General features: G+C 65.6%; 12 protein-coding genes. 8 read left to right on the forward strand and 4 right to left on the reverse strand.

Annotated features, from left to right (window positions below; genetic code table 11):
- Positions 1-14 precede the first annotated feature (14 nt).
- Entirely contained in the window at positions 15-3,176 is a 3,162-nt protein-coding gene (locus KOR34_RS27375) for a protoglobin domain-containing protein (RefSeq protein WP_146562530.1), read from the forward strand.
- 103 nt (positions 3,177-3,279) lie between these two features.
- On the opposite strand, the gene KOR34_RS04320 is transcribed toward KOR34_RS27375, so the two are convergent.
- Positions 3,280-3,513: a helix-turn-helix domain-containing protein gene (locus tag KOR34_RS04320; RefSeq protein ID WP_146562532.1), complete on the reverse strand. Its 234-nt coding sequence runs from the start codon at positions 3,511-3,513 to the stop codon at positions 3,280-3,282.
- Positions 3,514-4,163: 650 nt separating this feature from the next.
- Between KOR34_RS04320 and KOR34_RS04325 the strand changes: the two genes are divergently transcribed.
- Genes KOR34_RS04325 through KOR34_RS04335 form a run of 3 tightly spaced genes read left to right on the forward strand, consistent with a single transcriptional unit; the run spans position 4,164 to position 6,891 of the window.
- Positions 4,164-4,700 carry a sigma-70 family RNA polymerase sigma factor gene (locus tag KOR34_RS04325; protein WP_197531136.1) on the forward strand — a complete coding sequence of 179 codons (537 nt, stop codon included), beginning with the start codon at positions 4,164-4,166 and terminating at the stop codon, positions 4,698-4,700.
- 55 nt (positions 4,701-4,755) lie between these two features.
- Positions 4,756-6,324, forward strand: coding sequence for a FecR family protein (locus tag KOR34_RS04330; RefSeq protein ID WP_146562535.1), 1,569 nt, complete (start codon positions 4,756-4,758; stop codon positions 6,322-6,324).
- A 42-nt stretch (positions 6,325-6,366) separates the two neighbouring features.
- A complete protein-coding gene (locus KOR34_RS04335) occupies positions 6,367-6,891 on the forward strand; it encodes a nuclear transport factor 2 family protein (RefSeq protein WP_146562536.1) in 525 nt (174 codons plus the stop codon).
- A gap of 60 nt (positions 6,892-6,951) precedes the next feature.
- Here the strand turns inward: KOR34_RS04335 and KOR34_RS04340 are convergent, their stop codons facing one another.
- Positions 6,952-7,593 (reverse strand): hypothetical protein, encoded by a 642-nt coding sequence (locus KOR34_RS04340; RefSeq protein WP_146562538.1) that lies wholly within the window; start codon positions 7,591-7,593, stop codon positions 6,952-6,954.
- A gap of 632 nt (positions 7,594-8,225) precedes the next feature.
- Between KOR34_RS04340 and KOR34_RS04345 the strand changes: the two genes are divergently transcribed.
- The 4 genes from KOR34_RS04345 (at position 8,226) to glgX (ending at position 15,389) form a co-directional block, all read left to right on the forward strand.
- Complete coding sequence (locus tag KOR34_RS04345; RefSeq protein WP_228714503.1) at positions 8,226-9,125, forward strand: YybH family protein; 900 nt, start codon at positions 8,226-8,228, stop codon at positions 9,123-9,125.
- Between the two features lie 295 nt (positions 9,126-9,420).
- The gene (locus tag KOR34_RS04355) at positions 9,421-10,662 is read left to right on the forward strand and encodes a hypothetical protein (RefSeq protein ID WP_146562540.1); all 1,242 of its coding nucleotides are present in this window, start codon (positions 9,421-9,423) and stop codon (positions 10,660-10,662) included.
- Positions 10,663-10,939: 277 nt separating this feature from the next.
- The gene (locus KOR34_RS04360; protein ID WP_228714505.1) at positions 10,940-13,285 is read left to right on the forward strand and encodes a transporter substrate-binding protein; all 2,346 of its coding nucleotides are present in this window, start codon (positions 10,940-10,942) and stop codon (positions 13,283-13,285) included.
- Between the two features lie 37 nt (positions 13,286-13,322).
- Positions 13,323-15,389, forward strand: coding sequence for a glycogen debranching protein GlgX (glgX, locus tag KOR34_RS04365; protein ID WP_146562544.1), 2,067 nt, complete (start codon positions 13,323-13,325; stop codon positions 15,387-15,389).
- Between the two features lie 69 nt (positions 15,390-15,458).
- Here glgX and KOR34_RS04370 read toward each other — a convergent pair whose 3' ends face one another.
- Entirely contained in the window at positions 15,459-15,947 is a 489-nt protein-coding gene (locus tag KOR34_RS04370; RefSeq protein ID WP_146562546.1) for a hypothetical protein, read from the reverse strand.
- Between the two features lie 19 nt (positions 15,948-15,966).
- Positions 15,967-16,944, reverse strand: a complete 978-nt coding sequence (locus KOR34_RS04375) for a polysaccharide deacetylase family protein (RefSeq protein ID WP_146562547.1) — start codon at positions 16,942-16,944, stop codon at positions 15,967-15,969.
- Positions 16,945-17,538: the final 594 nt, after the last annotated feature.

Below are 17,538 nucleotides of genomic sequence, written 5' to 3' on the forward strand. Positions count from 1 at the left end.
GACAAGGGCCGTAGATGGCAGACACGAACGACGATGACCTTAAGAGCGCGTTGGGCCTCACCCCCGAGGCGGTTGAGACCCGGCTGCAGATGATAGGTCTAGACGCCTCCTCGCGAGACAGCCTCGGCAGCTACTGGCCGACCGCACAGGAGTCGACCGCCATACTGCTTGAGCAGTTCTACGACCAATTCATTTCGACCCCAGACCTGGCCGCGGTGCTTGGCCACCCGAGCCGCATCCCAAAACTGATACTTGTTCAAACCGAGTATTTGGAAAGCCTGTTCTGCGATCCGATCGACGCCGAGTACGTTGATCGCCGACTCCGGATCGGCGCCCGCCACCACCAGCTGCGTGTGAAGCCCCAGTGGTACCTCGCGGCGTGCGCGCATCTCCTCTGCGGCTACATCGAGGCCGCGCCCACGACCAATCGGCAGGAGCCGATGGCGGTCGACGAGATCGACGCGATGGTCAAGAGCCTGTTCTTCGACGCCTCGCTTGTCCTCGACGCCTACATGCGTAACGCGGACCTGGCCGCGACGAGCGGAGCGGCTGAGCATACCGGCCCACACGTTCCGACGGGGGAGCGATCCGGCATGCCAACGCCGAGTTCGGTGAACGGTCAGCGTCACGCCACGGCGGCCATAAGACGCCTGCGGATGAACGAGAGCGACGTCAGCCGCCGAGCGACTTTCCTGGGACTGGAAGACCGCTGTCTGGAGGGCCTCGCCGCCGCCGCGCCCGCGGTGCTGGACGCCCTCCCGGGGGTGCTCCAAGAATTCTACGACCTGATCGAATCCACCGCGGACCTTGCCGGGATGCTGGAAGGCGAGCAGGTTCAACGGCTGATGTGGCAGGTGAGGTCGTACTGGAGCGAGCTGCTGCGGGGAGAGATCGACCCGGTGTATGCGACCTCGCGGATGCGCATCGGCGCGGTGCACGAGCAGCTCGGCATCCCACCGCAGCTCTACCTTGCCGGCCTGGCGCGGCAGGTGAGCCGCTTGCTGCCGGTGGTGATGGGGCGGGGCGACGATGGCCGGCACACGCTCAGCACGCTGTTCCGACTCGTGTTCTTCGACGTGACGTTCGTGATCGACGCGTACATGGAGGCCCGCGCGTCCCGCCTGCTCCAGCTGCGCGGTTTGGCGTCGCAGGTAATGACCGACGTCAGCTCCGCGGTTGTCGTTACGGACCGGGAGTGTCGCGTGCTGTTCGCCAACGAGGCGTTCGTGTCGATGGTGGGGATCGACCCCGGCCTGCTGTACTGCATGGAGCTTGCCAACGCGATCCCCAGCATGGATCTAGAGGGGGTTGTTCGGTCCGTCGGCGCTAGCCCACAGCGGCGGCTGATGCTGGTCAAGAAACTGGGGGACCGCAGTCTGCGTGTGACCATCAGTGAGCTTGAGGCATCGCAACCGGCCGAGGGCAAGATCGCAATCGTCCTGGACGATGTGAGCGAGCTTGTGCGTGTCGGCGACTCGTTCGACAGCACGTCCGCGCAGTACCAACGGCTTGCCGACGTTGTCGCGGCGGTGCTCTGGGAGATGGACTGGGAGACTCGGACGCTGGTGTCGCTGTCACGCGGCGCGTTGGAGCTGATCGGCCAACGGGACGTTTCGCTGCTTGGACGCGCCCATGCTTGGACGACGGCGATCTACCCCGAGGACCATGCGGCGTTTGTCGCGGCCTGCGAGAGCCTGAATGAGCTTACGCACAACAGCTGCGAGTACCGCATGGTCCGGTCGGACGGCCAGATCGTCTACGTGTCGTCCCACCTGACTCGCACCACTTCAGAAGGCGACAAGCTACGCATCGCGGCGGTGACCACCGACATATCGCAGACCCGTAGCACCGACCGCCTAAGGCTGTCGTCGCTGGAACACTTCTCGTCCAACATCTGCGACGTTGTCAGCACGGCGGTCGCGTCGGTCGAGTTTGACCTCCAGCGCATCGCCGCCGCACCAACGCCGCCCGGTGCGTCAGACCGCGGCGTTTCCCAGGCCCTGTTCGCCGTCAAGCGGGTCGCGTCTGTCCTCGGCAGCCTTAACGCGTTCTCCGGTCGCCAGCGGCTGGATGTTCAGGCGGCCGACCTCAACGATCTTGTCCACGAGTTCCTCGCCGAGATCAAGGTCATCGCCGGCGAGGAGTGCGACCTTGAGCTGCAGCTGGCGCCCGACCTACCCCGCTGCCGTGTCGACCCGCGGCGGTTCCTAGTCGTCGTCAGCCACCTGATCGACAACGCGCGCCGCGCGGCGTCGGGGCGTGTGCACATTGTCATCGGCACCCGCTGCCGCGGGGACTTTGACGACATCCCTTGCCCCATCGCTCACAAGCCCGATTGGATCGAGCTGAGCATCGCTGACCGAGGGCGTGGCATGCCCTACGAGGTACGGCGGAGGGCGTTCGAACCCTTCTACTCCGCCTTCGCGGAGCCCGGCCGCTACGGCCTTGGGCTGAGCATCGTCCACGGGTACGTGACACAGTGCGGTGGGTACTTAGCGTTGAGCAGCGTTGAGTCCGAGGGCACCACGGTCGCGATGAGGTTCCCGGCCATCAACGGAGAGGTGGAAATGGCCGCGCCGACGAACGGGTCGGCCGCCCCAGCGAAGGTCCTGATTGCGGGCGGAGGAGACCACGAGATCAGCGCAGCAGTCGCTGCGGCGGAAGCCCTCGGGTGCACCGTGCGGGTTGCTCGGAGCGTCGCGTTGGCCCTAGAAGTAGTCGGGCGTGATGGCATGGACATCCTGATATCCGACTCCGCGTTGGCGGGCCCGACGGATGGCTTCGGGCTAGCGAACATCGCGGTGTCGTACACGCCGCATATTGGCTCAATTGTGCTGGTCGATGCCGGGGCAGCAAATCTTGCCACGCACAACCCGGCAAGCGGCCTGCTCGTGCTGACCAAGCCCGTGGACGGCGAAGAGCTTTCCACCCACATTCAAAGTCTGCTGGGAAGGAATGCCCGGCGGGTTGACGAGCTGGCTCGCCTGACGGCGCGCGAGCGTGAGGTGCTGCAGCACGTGGCGACGGGGAAATCGCAGGTGGACATTGGCCGGCTGCTGGGTATTTCCGAACGCACTGTCGAACAGCACGTCCGGGCCGCTCGCAAGAAGCTCAACGCGGTGAGCACCGTCGACGCCGTCGTTCAGGCAATCGGGAACCGAGAGATTGTTCCCTAATCGAGGGCATAGACCCGACGCCGGTGGTAGGCTCCGAGCATGCGAAGAAGCTGTCTACTCCACAGCTGCCAGGCAGGAAGGTAACTGCGCGCTGCCTCGCCTTCTACTCCTGTGGTTCGACACGCGCTGCGAGCAGCTCTTGGCATGCGATCAAGTATCCAAACTCGAATGCTGAGCGGGCGCCGATTTTCTTCATCACGGTCCGCCGGTGATTCTCTACGGTACGGACGCTGAGCTGCAGTTGCGTAGCCGCTTCGCTGTTAGTGGCGCCACACTTGAGTTCCCGCAGCAGCTTCGAGTCACGTTCCGTAAAATGAGGAGCTGGTTCAATCGTCATCTGCTTCCCTTCTTCGACTGGAGTAGTACACCCGCTACAGCGTGCCAGCCCGTCAATGCGGCTACGCGGCTAGCTGGCGTGCTGGTTGCCTTTGCACACGGTCGGTTGCAGCAGAGTCTTCATCAGCTCACGTCGTCAGGACTCTTGAGGCTGTGTGCTTCGATCCGGTCAGCGGCAGCCAGAACTTGACAAGGTGCGCCAATTCTCGCGTCGCATTAGGGGGCACCCCCTACGCAGAAGCCCTTAGGCAATGGCGCCTACCAGGGCTGACCCGTACAGCTCTCGACACGGGTTGTGCCAGGCGTTGTACACACGCCCCACAGCGTTGGTAGCGGCAGCATGCATTCGGAAGCCGCAACTTACCATGCAGTAGCCGCTCTCCTGCTACAAATCCCGTACATCGTGCCCCAGCCTCCCTGAGGTTGACCGCAATATTTCTGGCGAACATCGGTCATGGGTACGCCAATCGGGCGTTCTCGGTCGAATTTGAATCTTTTCTTCTTTTTCGAGGGCACTTTCAAGCTTCCCGCAGGGAGGAATCTCTAGAGTGGATCCGCGCGGCGCCTGCGGCCGGGAAGGCCGACATCGGCGTGGATGCGATGGTTCCGTACCCAGGGCCGAATTGGCGAAGGCGTAATCAAAGGGATGGGATGGGCGAAGCCGACTCCAACACCGACGACCGGTTCATGCAGTTGCTGACGCAGAACCAGCGCCGGCTGCTTGCGTTCATCGCCGGCATGACGCCTTCCTTGGGCGACGCCGAGGATGTTCTGCAGGAGATAAACATGGCGTTGTGGAAGAAGCGCGAACTCTATGACTGGGACCAGGGGTTCCTGCAGTGGGCGTTCGGGTTTGCGTGGATCGAGATCCGGCGTTTCCGCGACCGGCATTCAGCAAAGCACCTGTGGGCGAGCGACGCGGTCCTCGAGTCATTGGCCGCGGCGTACCCCAGAGAGACAGGCGTGCGGGAGCAGCGGCTCGACGCGCTCGCCGGCTGTATTGACAAGCTATTCACCGACGAGCGTCTGTTGATTAACGACTTCTACGCGCGACAACAGTCGGCCAAGGCCCTCGCCGAGTCCACGGGCCGGTCCGTCCGAAACGTCTACAAGCTGCTGACCAAGACTCGTCAACGGCTGCGGGAATGTGTTGAGCGGAGCTTGGCGCAGCGTTCAAGACCCGTGTGATGCGGCCCAATTACTCATTTCGCTTGATCTCTAACGGAAACGCGAAAGTATCGGGATGACCGATCCGAGAGAGCAGTCCGATCTCGATCGACTCGAGCAGCTGGTCGGCGATAAGTGCAACGGCGCCCTCGATTCCGATGGCTACGCTGAACTCCACGCCCTGCTGGCGCGGTCGGAACGGCTCCGGTGCGAGTACTGGGAGCTGATCGCATTCAACACCGACCTGCACTGGGTCCTCGCCGATGTCCGGACGCCCCAACAGCGTCGGGACACGGACTCGCCAACACCCCACCACGGCCAGCCCGTCCGGCTGCCCATCTACTGGCTTGCCGCAGCACTCGCGGCGAGCCTGCTGGCGGCCATTGGTCTGGCGGTAAGCCTTTGGCCTGGCAGCGAGGATGATCTGCCTACCGTGGTCGCCGATGCGGGCGGCGAGCGCGATGAGCTAGCCCTACCGAACGCGGACAGCCGGGCCTCGCAGCAACCTGCGCAGCAGAACCCCGGTGCCAGCACTGCGATCTTTGCTGCGTCGTTGACCTCGCCAACCAACGACAGCCGCTGGCGGAGCTCACAGAGCTCAGACGCGAACCCTCAGCGTATCCGACTCGGAGAGAAGCTCTGGGTCGATGCCGGGGCGATCGAGATGCAGATCGATGGGGGCGCGGTGGGCGTGCTCCGCGCCCCCGTGGAACTCCAATTGCACAGCAGCTCCCGGCTTCAACTTGTGCGGGGACGGATCACGGTGACCGCCCCCAAGCTTACCAACGGATTCACCGTCGACACCCCATCGGCCGAGGTCGTTGACCTCGGTACGGTGTTCTCCGTCGCGGCCGCCGAGACGGGGACCGACCTGGTCGTGTTCGGAGGCAAGGTCGACCTACGCGTGCCACCAACCAATCCCAAGAACGGCGGCGCACCTCCGGGCGACGCCCTGCACCTCGCCAAGGGAGACGCCGTGCACGTCAGCAGTGAGGGCGGGTTGTCGCGGATCATGAGCGTGCAGTCGTCCGGTGATCCGATGGACCTTAACCGAGCGCCGCGGACGCCGGTCGTGGGCTCGGTCGCTGACAACGTCGACCGGGAAGGAAACTGGAAGTTCTACGAGATCGTCGCCGGCGGGATGCGGGAAGACGCGCCGGCCTACGTCGACCGCTTTCACGAATGGAACGGGCTCACGCCGGACGGCATGCCCGCGTACCTGGTTGGCGGCGACTACGTGCGGATGTTCAACGAGGACAAGGCGGACGAGGACCTGCGGATCGAGATCATGCTCACCCGCCCCTCGGCCCTCTATGTGCTGCTCGACAACCGGGTCGCGGCGCCGGATTGGCTGGCCGCCTCATTCGAGAACACGGGCGACGAGATCGGGGTCGACGAGTCCCCTCACGATACCGCGAACCGCTTCCCCGCCAACGATCAGTTCGCCCAGGTAGGACCAGGCGAGAGCATCGATCGCGTTCACTCGATCTGGAAGGCGGCGGCGCCTAACGGCGGCCCGGTCGTCCTAGGACCCAACGGACTGCTGCCCAACCGTCAGGACCAAGACCCACGCCCCAGGTATATCCGCGCAAACATGTACGGGGTCGTAGCGGTCCCTTTGGCCGACGCCCCCGCTGCCCCCTAATAACCGAACCGCATCGCCGATCTCATCCTTCAAGGTAAACGCATGGACCACGCACACAACGACGTTGACTGCAGCCCCGAGTTCGCATCGCCCGTCCCCGCCGGCGCCGATTCACTTGCCGACCGCCTTCCGTCGGATGCAGGGCTTTCCATTTCGGAACGCATCGACGCGTGGCTGCACACACTGCAGCGGCGCGACACTCTCCGCCTCACCATGATGTACGCCGACCAGGTGAGTGGGTACGCGTCGAGCCTGCCGTGGGACTCGCTTCGGATGAGCGAGGTGCGCCGGGCGTGGGAACTGAGGCTGAGTCAGACGAGGGGCTTGCTGCAGACAGAGGTGGTCGACCTGCAGCACCATGAGTCGGGGCAAATCGGCTTTGCCCACTTCTTGCTCATCTTGTCGTCTGACGCGCAAGAAAGCTTCGACACCCAGACGCTCCGCGTCACGCTCGGCTTTCGCCGCCAAGACAGCGCATGGCAGATCGTCCTCGAGCACATCACGGACTCACAAGAGTTCATCCCTGATCAGGAATGGGTTGTGTCTTGCCCCGATACCGAAAAGTAGCCAATCATCTCTCCCGTGCGCTGAGAAACGCCCCCGCCTCCACAGAGAACGCATCCCGTCCTACTTCGCAGCCGACTGCTGCTCGAACTCGCTGCGGGTCGATTCGTCAATGAAATAGAAGGTTTCGCCGCCGACGTTGAGGGTCGCGGCGGCGGCGTACTTGGGGAAGCTGACCTTCGCGACGGGGTCCACCACCATGTGGTCCTTCAGGTAGTAGTTGTTCTCGTGCAGCGCCACGTAGGTCTGGACGAAGCCGACGATGCGGTCCTCGATCCAGCTGGCGAGGGCGTCCTCGTCGACGGCGTCGAGGGGGAAGTCGACCTCGCTGTGCGAGTCGAACTTCATCAGGATGGGGAGGATCTTGAGGTCGTAGCTGACGATCAGGTTCCGGACGTCCGGGTCCGGCGCCACCGAGAAGGTCAGGTCGATCTTGGCGAGTTCCGACCGGAACGCAAACAGGCAGCTCCGCCGGCTCGGTTCGACGACCGGGTGCGTGTCAACGCGCTCACCGAACTTCTGTGCCAGCGCCTCGAGCCGGGGGCGCCAGATCGCGCTGAGCCGCTCGACGGTTTGGCCGAACTCTTCCAGCCGCTGCTGGCGGCCGAGGTACGCCTCGGCCTGCTGAGACTTGAGCTGCTGCGCCCGCTCATCGGCCGCCGCCAACTCCGCGTCGATGCGATCGATTAGGCTTTCAATGGCCATCCAAGACCTCCAAGTGGATAAAGTTAACGACCAGACAGACTAGATAGGACTTGGGGACGGCTGCGCCGCCCTAATCGCCGGGCTGAAGGCGACGATTTCCGTGCACTTAGCCCAAATATGAGTGATTGCAAGAGTCGCGCACTCGCGACAAGAGACCGTGCCGCGGGCGCCGCTCCAACCACACTCTTCTCTACCCATGATGTTTTGACACGTGACACCTGCCAGCGCTCCGCCCGCCGGGAGACCGGCGGCGTTTGACTACCTGCCAGGTGGAAATGGTGTTCGAAACACTTGCCCCCGACAGCGCTCAATCGAGTGGACTACCGGCAAAGAGGCTCCACTCGATAAGCGTCAGCCGTGGACTCTCCGAACGCTACTCACTGACGACGGATTCTACGACAGACTTGGTCGCAAAGCGACCAGTATCTACTGGACTGGGCGCCCAGACCGTGCCAAACTTACGGCGGCGGCTCGTCGGGCTCGGCTCCTTCGAGCGTCCGAGTCTCGGTCGAATGGGACTCGGCTGGCAAGTCGGAGCAGCGATTAGCGAGATCGCCGTGGCGGACCGGTTGGCCGTGGGCGGCGCCGCCCCAGAAGAATTGCAGTAGGGATAGGGAATCAGGGGAGGAATCATGACGCGAACAACGCTGATGTTGACGCTTGCGGTGTCGAGTGCGCTGATCGGCCAGCACGCCTACGGCGATCACGCGGCGGACGAAGCCCTGATCAGGAAGTCGGTCGCGGACTACGTGGGCGCCTTCAACCGTGGGGACGCGGCCGCGGTGGCCGCGCTGTGGTCGCCAGAGGCAGTCTACACAGACCCGGGCAGCGGCGAGCAGCTCGTCGGGCGTGAGGCGATCAAAGCTCAGTTCTCGGGTGTTTTTGCTTCTGGCGACAGCCCAACCCTTGCCGCCACCACCGATTCCATCGAGTTTGTTTCGCCGAACGTCGCCATCGAGCGAGGGACCGCGGTCGTCAAGCTGCTGGGCGATCAGCAGGAGGAGACTCAGTACACGGCTGTTTACGTCAGGCGTGACGGGAAGTGGCTGCTCGACCGAGTCTCGGAGGAGCAATCAGAGGCCGCAAGCTCCAACTACGACCACCTCAAAGAGCTCGAATGGATGATTGGCGAGTGGGTCGACCGCGACGATCAGGCCGTTGTTGCGACCTCCTGCCAGTGGACCAAGAACCGCAACTTCATCACCCGCATGTTCGGGGTCAGTATTGGTGACCGCACCGACTTCTCGGGGCTGCAGATCATTGGCTGGGACCCCGCCGCGAAGCAGCTCAGGTCGTGGGTGTTCGACTCCGACGGTGGGTTCGGGCAAGGCGCCTGGACGCGGAAGGGCGATTCTTGGCACATCCACACCACCGGCGTGGCGCCGGATGGCAGCCAGTCGTCGGCGTTGAACGTCATTACCCGCGTGGACGACAACACCCTCACCTGGCAGTCGCTCGACCGCAAGGCAGGCGGTGAGCTGCTCCCCAACGTCGACGAGGTGGTCGTCGTTCGGCAGACGGACGCGGAGTAGCCGACAGCCGTTCAACGCGTCGGCGGTGCGACGCGACCACTCGCGGCTGGACGTCGCACACGGGCACAGAACAATCTCGGTAGAGGAAATTGACATGAAACGGGCATTCTTGGTCGTCGCAGTCTTGATCAGTTGCCTACTAGTCGCTGACCACGTGTTGGCGCGCGGTGGTCGAGGCGGCGGTGGGCGCGGAGGCGGCGGTGGCGGATTCAGCCGTGGCGGCGGAGGTGGCTACAGCCGCGGCGGGTTCAGTGGAGGGGGCTACTCCCGACCGCCCGCCAGCCGGACCCCGTCGGTGAGCCGTCCCGTCTCGCGTCCGTCTACGCCTTCGGCGTCCCGTCCGAGCGTTTCGCGTCCCAGCACCCGCCCCCCCTCCGCGACGACCCGCCCCAGTGGCCCCCGGCCCGGCGGATCGACTCCCGGCGCTCGGCCTGGCGGTGGCGCCCGACCCGGCGGCGGCACGCGCCCGGGGACGGGAGCGGGGGGCCGCCCGTCGACGTCGGACCTGCAGAACTTCCTCGACCTGAAGCCGTCCACCGGCGCACGGCCCGGGACCCAACCTTCGACCCGCCCCGGTGGCGGCCGCGGCAGTTTCGCGGGGGGCGCCGCCGCGGGCCTGGCGGGGAGCGCCGCGGCAGACTTCCTGCGTGACACGAGCGCTCGCCCCGGCACGCTGCCGGCTGAGCGTCCCGGAGCGGGCGACCGACCCGGCGGCGGCGAACGTCCCGGCGCAGGCGACCGGCCTGGACCAGGCAACCGACCGGGCGCAGGCGACCGACCTGGAGCTGGTGACCGGCCTGGCCGCGGCGAGCGTCCCGTCCACCCCGACCGTCCGCTGGCGAGCAGCCGGCCCGACCGGATCGAGAACCGCGGCCAGCGCCAGGAGATCCGCCAAGAGCGGCGCGACGAGATTCGTGATCACGTGCACGATCACCCGATCCGCGACTTCTGGTCCGACCACCCGCTGTGGGGCGCTTGGGCCATCACGCGGCCCTACCGCTGGGCGGCGTGGGGCGGCGTCGCCGGTTGGGTCGACTACGGCTGGTCCAACCCCGTCTACTACAACTACGGCGAGAACGTCTACTACGAGGACGGCTCCGTCTGCTACGACGGCGAGCCGGTCGCCACCGAGGCCGAGTACATCGAGCAGGCGGAGCAGATCGCCTCGCGCGCCGACGACGTCGAGGTCGACGAGGGCGATTGGATGCCGCTCGGCGTGTTCGCCGTCACCCAGGACGGCCAGAAAGACGGCCCCGACCCGACGCTGTTCCTGCAGCTGGTGATCAGCAAGGAGGGCGTTATCTCCGGCACGCTCAACGACACCAAGACCGACACCACCCAGACCATCGAAGGCATGGTTGACAAGGGATCGCAGCGGTCGGCGTGGAACGTTGTGGGCAAGGATCGGCCGATCATGGAGACCGGCATCTACAACCTCACGCAGGACACGGCGCCGGTGCTGGTTCACTTCGCCGACGGATCGACGCAGCAATGGCTGCTTGTGCGGCTCGATGATCCAGCGGGACAACAGGAATAGCGGGAGCACACGAGGATGAGGGAAGCAACGGGGGTCCGGTGACCCCGCTGCTGGGCGTGCTGCGGATGCTGTAGGACGTCTTCTGGGTCGAGTTGGCGGTGACTGTTTTTCTGGCCACTCGCCGGCAAGTTGCGGACCGTGGCACTGGTGTCGACGGTCCACACTTTGCTGCGCAGGGTCCCGGCCAAGTGAGCTACCGACGAGCCGCCGCCCGGAGTCCGGTTGTTTGCCACGCGTCCTCCCACTCCACCTGTTACTTGGAGGCGTTGAACCCGCAGTGACCCCGGACGAGCAGCAGTACGACGAGCAGCCCACGCGGGAAACGGACGTAACGGCCAAAGGCGAGACAACGTCGCTTCCGGACAGCGCGGACGACACCTCCCCCACCGCGGGCGATAGCCCGTCGCCACAGGGCCGCGTGGGCACGACGCTCGGCAAGTACAAGATCACCGGCGTCCTGGGCCAGGGCGGCATGGGGGTGGTCTTCCGCGCCTACGACCCGGCGATCGACCGCGAGGTGGCGATCAAGCTGCTGCCCGAGCAGCTGGCCAACAACGAGACCGTGCTCAACCGTTTCCGCGCGGAGGTGCGTTCGGCCGGCAGGCTGAGCCACGCGAACGTCGCCGCGATTTACGACGTCGGCGAGGAGGGCCGGGCGCACTACATCGTGATGGAACTGATTGGGGGAGGGAGCGTCTCGGACGAGCTGCAGCGGCACGGCGCGCTGCCCGTGCTCGACGCCACCCGCATTGCCATCGACGCCTGCCAGGGCCTAGCGGCCGCCCACGCCGCCGGCCTGATCCACCGCGACGTCAAGCCGGCCAACCTGCTGAGGGCGGCCGACGGCGCCGTCAAGCTGACCGACTTTGGCATCGCCAAGGTCTCGTCGCTCGATTCGTCCGACTCGCCCCACCTGACTCGCACCGGCACCGTCGTGGGCACGCCCCACTTCATGAGCCCCGAACAGTGCCAGGCGGAGCCCGTCGACGCCCGCAGCGACATCTACTCACTCGGCGCCACCTACTACTGTGCTCTGACCGGACGCCAGCCCTACCAAGACTGCGACAGCGTCATGCAGGTGCTGTTCGCCCACTGCAAGAAGAGCATCCCCGACCCACGCGAGACCAACCCCGAGGTCCCGGTCGCGTGCTCCGAGATCATCGCCCGCGCGATGGCCAAGGACCCCTCCGACCGCTACCAGACCGCCGAGGCGATGCTGGCCGACCTGCAGGCGGTCACCTCCACCCCATCGGGCGAGACGCGGATCGAGCTCCCGAGCCAGTCGGGGACGGCCCACCCGACGGTCTCGTCAACGGAGTCCGGCCCCACACGCAGGCGGTTCGTCGCCGTCGGCGCCGGCGTCGCGATTGCCTGCCTGGCGGCGGTCGTGGCCGGGTCCTGGATGGGGCGTGACCCCGCGTCGGGGTCGTCGGCGATCGCCGCGGCGCAGGGAGACCCCATCGACGTGGGGGTGCTGCAGTCGCTCAGCGGCGCGATGTCGGTGAGCGGCGCTAGCGTCACCAACGCGACGCTGCTGGCAATCGATGAGATCAACGAGCAGGGCGGGCTCCTGGGGCGGCCGGTGAACCCGATTGTAGCGGACGGCCGTTCGGACTCGGACGTCTTCCAGCGCGAGGCGGAGCGGCTCATCAGTGACGACCAAGTCTGCGTCGTGTTCGGCTGCTGGACGTCCGCCAGCCGCAAGTCGGTAAAGCCACTCTTCGAGCAGCACGACCACCTGCTGGTCTACCCGGTCTGGTACGAAGGGATGGAGACCTCTCCCAATATCGTGTACCTGGGGGCCGCCCCCAATCAGCAGATCATCCCCGCGGTCACCTGGGCCCGCGAGAACCTGGGCAAGAAGCGGTTCTTCCTGGTCGGCTCTGACTATGTATTCCCGCGCGCCGCCGCTGAGATCATCAAGAGCCAGCTGCAAGAAACGGACGCGTCGATCGTTGACGAGCGCTTCCACCCGGTCGGAAGCTCGGACTTCCGCTCGACGGTGCAGGCCATCCAGGCCGCCAAGCCGGACATGGTACTCAACCTGCTCGCCGGCGACGCCAACACTGCCTTCTTCCGGGCTTTGAGGGAGGCGGGCGTTAGCACCGGCCAGACCCCGTGCCTGTCGTTCAACGTGGGCGAGCAGGAGCTCCGCACGCTCAACGCCGCCGACGTGGTGGGGGACTACGCGGCGATGACGTACTTTCAATCGCTGGACACGGAGGCCAGCCGGAACCTCGTCGAACGCTTCTCCAAGAAGTACCCACAGCGCGTCGTCTCCGACCCCATGGAGGCGGCCTACATCGGCGTGCACCTGTGGGCCCAGGCCGTGCGCGAGGCGGGCAGCGTCGAACCGAAGGCGGTGCGGCGTGCGATGCTCAACCAGCGCCTCACCGCGCCCGAAGGAGAAGTCCGCATCGACCCGGACACGCAGCACTGCTTCAAGACGCCGCGGGTCGGGCAGATCCAGGCCGACGGGCAGTTCCGCATCGTCTGGACCGCTCCCGCTCCAATCGCCCCAGAACCCTACCCGCCCGGCCGCACCGCCGAAGACTGGAAGGCCTTCCTTCACGACCTCTACTCGGGGTGGGGGAACCAGTGGGCCGCGCCCCGATCTCACTGACGGCCCAAGGGGTTGTGCACTCGAAAGCCGATCGGCCATGAACCGCACCAGGAGCACCGGTCGCAGCTCTCCGCTCGGCGCCACGCCCGCCGAAGGCGCCGCCAACTTCAGCCTCTACTCGCGCGCCGCAACAGGCGTTGACCTCCTGCTGTTCGACCGCGACGACGACGCGGTCCCCTCACGGGTCATCCGGCTCGACCCGCGGTCCCAGCGCACCTACCACTACTGGCACGCGCAGGTGGACGGGGTGCAGCCGGGCCAGCTCTACGGCTACCGCGTCCACGGCCCCGCCAACCCCACGCACGGGCTGCGATTCGACCCGGACAAGCTCCTGCTGGACCCGTACGGACGCGGTGTCGCGATCCCGACCGGCTACAGCCGTGAAGCCGCCTCCCAGCCCGGCGACAACACCGCGGCCGCGATGAAGAGCGTCGTGGTCGACCCCGCCGTCTACGACTGGCACGGCGACCTGCCGCTGCGTCGACCGGCGTCGCACACGATCATCTACGAGATGCACGTCCGCGGCTTCACGCGCCACCCCAGCTCCGGGCTGAGCGAAACCCTTCGAGGCTCCTACGCGGGGTTGGTCGAGAAGATCCCCTACCTGCAGCAGCTGGGCGTCACGGCCGTGGAGCTCCTGCCCGTCTTCCAGTTCGACTCCGGGGACGCGCCGCCGGGCAGGAGCAACTACTGGGGCTACTCGCCGGTGTCGTTCTTTGCTCCCCATGTTGCGTACAGCTCACGCGGAACGCCCCAGGGTGCCATTGACGAGTTCCGCGACATGGTCAAAGCACTGCACCGCGCGGGCATCGAGGTGATCCTGGACGTTGTGTTCAACCACACCGCCGAGGGGAACGAGCACGGCCCGACCCTCTGCTTCCGCGGAGTTGACAACCCGACCTACTACATGCTGGAGGGCGGCGGCGAGCGTTACGCTAACTACACCGGCTGCGGAAACACGTTCAACGCCAACCACCCGGTCGTCCGTCGGCTGATTGTCGACAGCCTCCGCTACTGGGTAGAGCACTTCCACGTGGACGGCTTCCGGTTCGACCTTGCCTCGATCCTGTCACGCGACCCCTCCGGCCGCCCGCTGCCGAACCCGCCCGTGCTCTGGGACATCGAGACCGACCCGGCCCTAGCCGGAACGAAGCTCATCGCCGAGGCGTGGGACGCCGGCGGGTTGTACCAGGTGGGCAGCTTCATCGGCGACGCCTGGCGCGAGTGGAACGGACGCTTCCGAGACAACGTCCGCGACTTCTTCCGCGGCGAGCCAGGGGCCGTGCGGCGGATCGCCGACGGGATGGTCGGCAGCCCGGAGCTCTACGGGCACAAGCAGCGCGAGGCGGAGCAGAGCGTCAACTTTGTAACCTGCCACGATGGCTTCACGCTCAACGACCTGGTCTCGTACAACGCGAAGCACAACGAGGCCAACGGGGAAGAGAACCAAGATGGCGCCGACGACAACCGCAGCTGGAACTGCGGCGCCGAGGGTCCAACGCCCGACCCGGCGGTGCAGCGTCTCCGCAACCGGCAGGCAAAAAACCTCATCACGGCCACGATGCTCTCGCTCGGCACACCGATGCTCCTCATGGGCGATGAGATGCGACGCACGCAACGCGGCAACAACAACGCCTACTGCCAGGACAACGAGCTGAGCTGGTTCGACTGGGGCAATGTGAAAACGCACGCCGACCTGCACCGGTTCGTCAAACTGCTGTGCGCAAGGCGTGCAACCCGTGACGCCGAGCACGAACTGCGGCGGACCAGCATCGGCTTGCGGCTGAGGGAAGCCAAGCTGCAGTGGCACGGGGTCCGACTACGGCAGCCCGATTGGGGCGACTCGTCCCGGAGCATCGCGCTCGGCGGCGAACTAGCCCGCGAGCGGCTCGCCTTCCACTTCATCCTCAACGCCTACTGGGAACCGCTGGCGTTCGACCTGCCCACGCCGGGCGCCAGTCGCTGGCGGCGCTGGATCGACACGGCCCGCGAGTCGCCAGACGATATCATGCCGTGGGACGAGGCGCCGGAGGTCCTTGGAGACTCGTACCCCGCGTCGGACCACTCGGTTGTCGTCCTGTTCGCCTCGAGCGAGCCGAGCTAGGCGTGATTCCAACGGACTTCGCCCTGCCGCTGCCGCGGGCGCTGTCATGCGCGGCTTCGACAACGTTGCCTACCGGTTCCAGCCGCCGTACCAGTGGTTCTGGTACGCGCCGGGAGTGCTCACCGACGGCTGCACCGGCTTCTGAATCCCCATGCCCGGCATGGCGCCGATGTAACCGCCGCCCGGATTGGCCGTGTACCCCACATTGCCCTGAACCTTCCGTTGCTGCACGTAGCGAGACTGATCCGTCAGCACCGCTTCGCGCCTCGCCAGATCGGGACGCACCACCGCGGAATAGGCGGTGCCGCCAAGGTCGCCGCCGAGCAGCGCCCCGCTGACATACGGGCTGACCGCCACGTTGTTGCGGAAGTACCTGTCGTACAGGTAGCGGTTGGTGTCCATCGTCCGGCCCGGGTGCTCCTGCAGCGTTCTGCGGTACGCGTCCGAGTAGTTCGTGTACTGGGCCTGGCAGGCGCCGTAGCAGGCTGACACCAGCACGAAGGTCAGCAGGCCGCTGGCGGGTGGGCGGCGCCAGGAGGGTAGGCTTGCAAACGCCATGATGGGCTCCCGGGCTGTGCTAGCGGGCCGACGCGTCGAACCGACGCATAATCTCAGTCCAGGTCGTGAGGACAACGTCGTCCTTCGACAGGCGTTGCTTCAGCTTGTCATCCCGCAGGAGCTCGAAGTCCCACACATACTGCCGCCAGTCGGGCGTGAGGGACTTGAGGGCGTCGGATTCCGTCGCGGGCGCGAACACCAATTGCGAGATCCCCGCAGGAAGATTGTCGATAAGCGTGAGCGTCTTGGTAAGCTTCTCCTCGTAGGACTCCGTGCGCGGCACGATCCGTAGTTCTCGCAGCTTCGGGAGCGGGTATTCGGCAATCAACTGGGCGAGACTGTCTGACACCTGCAGGCCGTGGTCGGCAAAGTGCGCCATTAGCTCAGGCGTCAGATCGACAACGACTGCCGGGATCCAGTTCTTCCTCGCGAAGTCGAGGTACACGCCCGCAAGATCCGGCCGGGCGTATAGCGCGCCGAGATGGGTGGTGAGGTGTGTGGGCCGCATCCCCGTCCGTTCGGCGCGGAGCAGCTGCGCGTCGAGCTCACGGCTCACGTCCTCACTGCTGGCGCTGACCGCCATCTGGAGCACGCTACGCCACAGGTAGCCGTGGCTATCGCTGAGTGACGTCGGGCCCTGCCTACCGCTCACGGGGGCCCAGCGGTAGAGCGGCCACTCGCTGGTGAGCGTCAGCTCCAACCCAACATCGGAATCGGGGTGGCCTTTGGCGTAATCGGCCGCGTGCGGAAACCACACACAGGGCGCCATTGCGCTAGCCGAAAGGGACGTGCCGTCCTCGATCAGGGCGGCCACCGCTTCGTTGGTCTCAAAGCAGAGCCCCATCTCGTTAGCGTGCAGCACAACGACTTTCTTGCCCGGAGGGTACCCGAGCACCTCGGCCCAGTCCTCAGCGCCGCTGGCCGTCGCCACTCCCAGCAACAGACTCGCGGCAAACGCGGCCCTTCGGAATGCGAAACACTCAGTACCAATCGCCATCTTTGGTCATCTCGGTGCGAGGCAAGTGGAAGACACACGACCAACTATAGCTCGTCATATCCTATCAGGCAGCTATCGCCAGCGGGTTTATCGGCGCGACCACTACAGCCACGACTACTAACGCGGGACACAGAGCTGTTTGTCCCGATGCTCGGCGAAACTGAACATTGGGCGGACTGCTGGGTGATCCGGGTGGTGTAATCAGACGACACGCTCAGCGTCTCGATCTCCGAAACTGGCGCCGCCACTAACATCGTGCCCAAGCCGGGATGGCGCCCGACAATGCACTTTCGGTGGCGGTTGTTTGACGAGCGGCGGTAGGATCGGGTAACGCTGACGGTGCTGCAGAACCTGCTGCAGCACTGCGGCAACAACTTAACGCTGATGAGCGATGTGGGTCTGTCGGCGGAGCGGGCGGCGAATGAAGTGTGGGACGCTTTGGGGTTGAGCCGGAGCGGTGTCTTGTGGGGGGCACCACTCAACAGGCCGCAGAGCCAACCGGTCGCGGACGAGCGTTGCATTGTCGGGCCGACGGATTTCGATTCGACTACCTCCAGCACCCCACGCGGGCCTGCATCGCCTGCTAAGCCATGC

It is taken from the genome of Posidoniimonas corsicana, assembly GCF_007859765.1.
GTDB classification, from domain to species: Bacteria; Planctomycetota; Planctomycetia; order Pirellulales; family Lacipirellulaceae; genus Posidoniimonas; species Posidoniimonas corsicana.

Excerpts from the sequence above, each read along its gene's own strand:
- KOR34_RS27375 (WP_146562530.1), top strand. The coding sequence starts at position 15 with ATGGCAGACACGAACGACGATGACCTTAAGAGCGCGTTGGGCCTCACC.
- KOR34_RS04320 (WP_146562532.1), bottom strand. The coding sequence starts at position 3,513 with ATGACGATTGAACCAGCTCCTCATTTTACGGAACGTGACTCGAAGCTG.
- KOR34_RS04325 (WP_197531136.1), top strand. The coding sequence starts at position 4,164 with ATGGGCGAAGCCGACTCCAACACCGACGACCGGTTCATGCAGTTGCTG.
- KOR34_RS04330 (WP_146562535.1), top strand. The coding sequence starts at position 4,756 with ATGACCGATCCGAGAGAGCAGTCCGATCTCGATCGACTCGAGCAGCTG.
- KOR34_RS04335 (WP_146562536.1), top strand. The coding sequence starts at position 6,367 with ATGGACCACGCACACAACGACGTTGACTGCAGCCCCGAGTTCGCATCG.
- KOR34_RS04340 (WP_146562538.1), bottom strand. The coding sequence starts at position 7,593 with ATGGCCATTGAAAGCCTAATCGATCGCATCGACGCGGAGTTGGCGGCG.
- KOR34_RS04345 (WP_228714503.1), top strand. The coding sequence starts at position 8,226 with ATGACGCGAACAACGCTGATGTTGACGCTTGCGGTGTCGAGTGCGCTG.
- glgX (WP_146562544.1), top strand. The coding sequence starts at position 13,323 with ATGAACCGCACCAGGAGCACCGGTCGCAGCTCTCCGCTCGGCGCCACG.
- KOR34_RS04370 (WP_146562546.1), bottom strand. The coding sequence starts at position 15,947 with ATGGCGTTTGCAAGCCTACCCTCCTGGCGCCGCCCACCCGCCAGCGGC.
- KOR34_RS04375 (WP_146562547.1), bottom strand. The coding sequence starts at position 16,944 with ATGGCGATTGGTACTGAGTGTTTCGCATTCCGAAGGGCCGCGTTTGCC.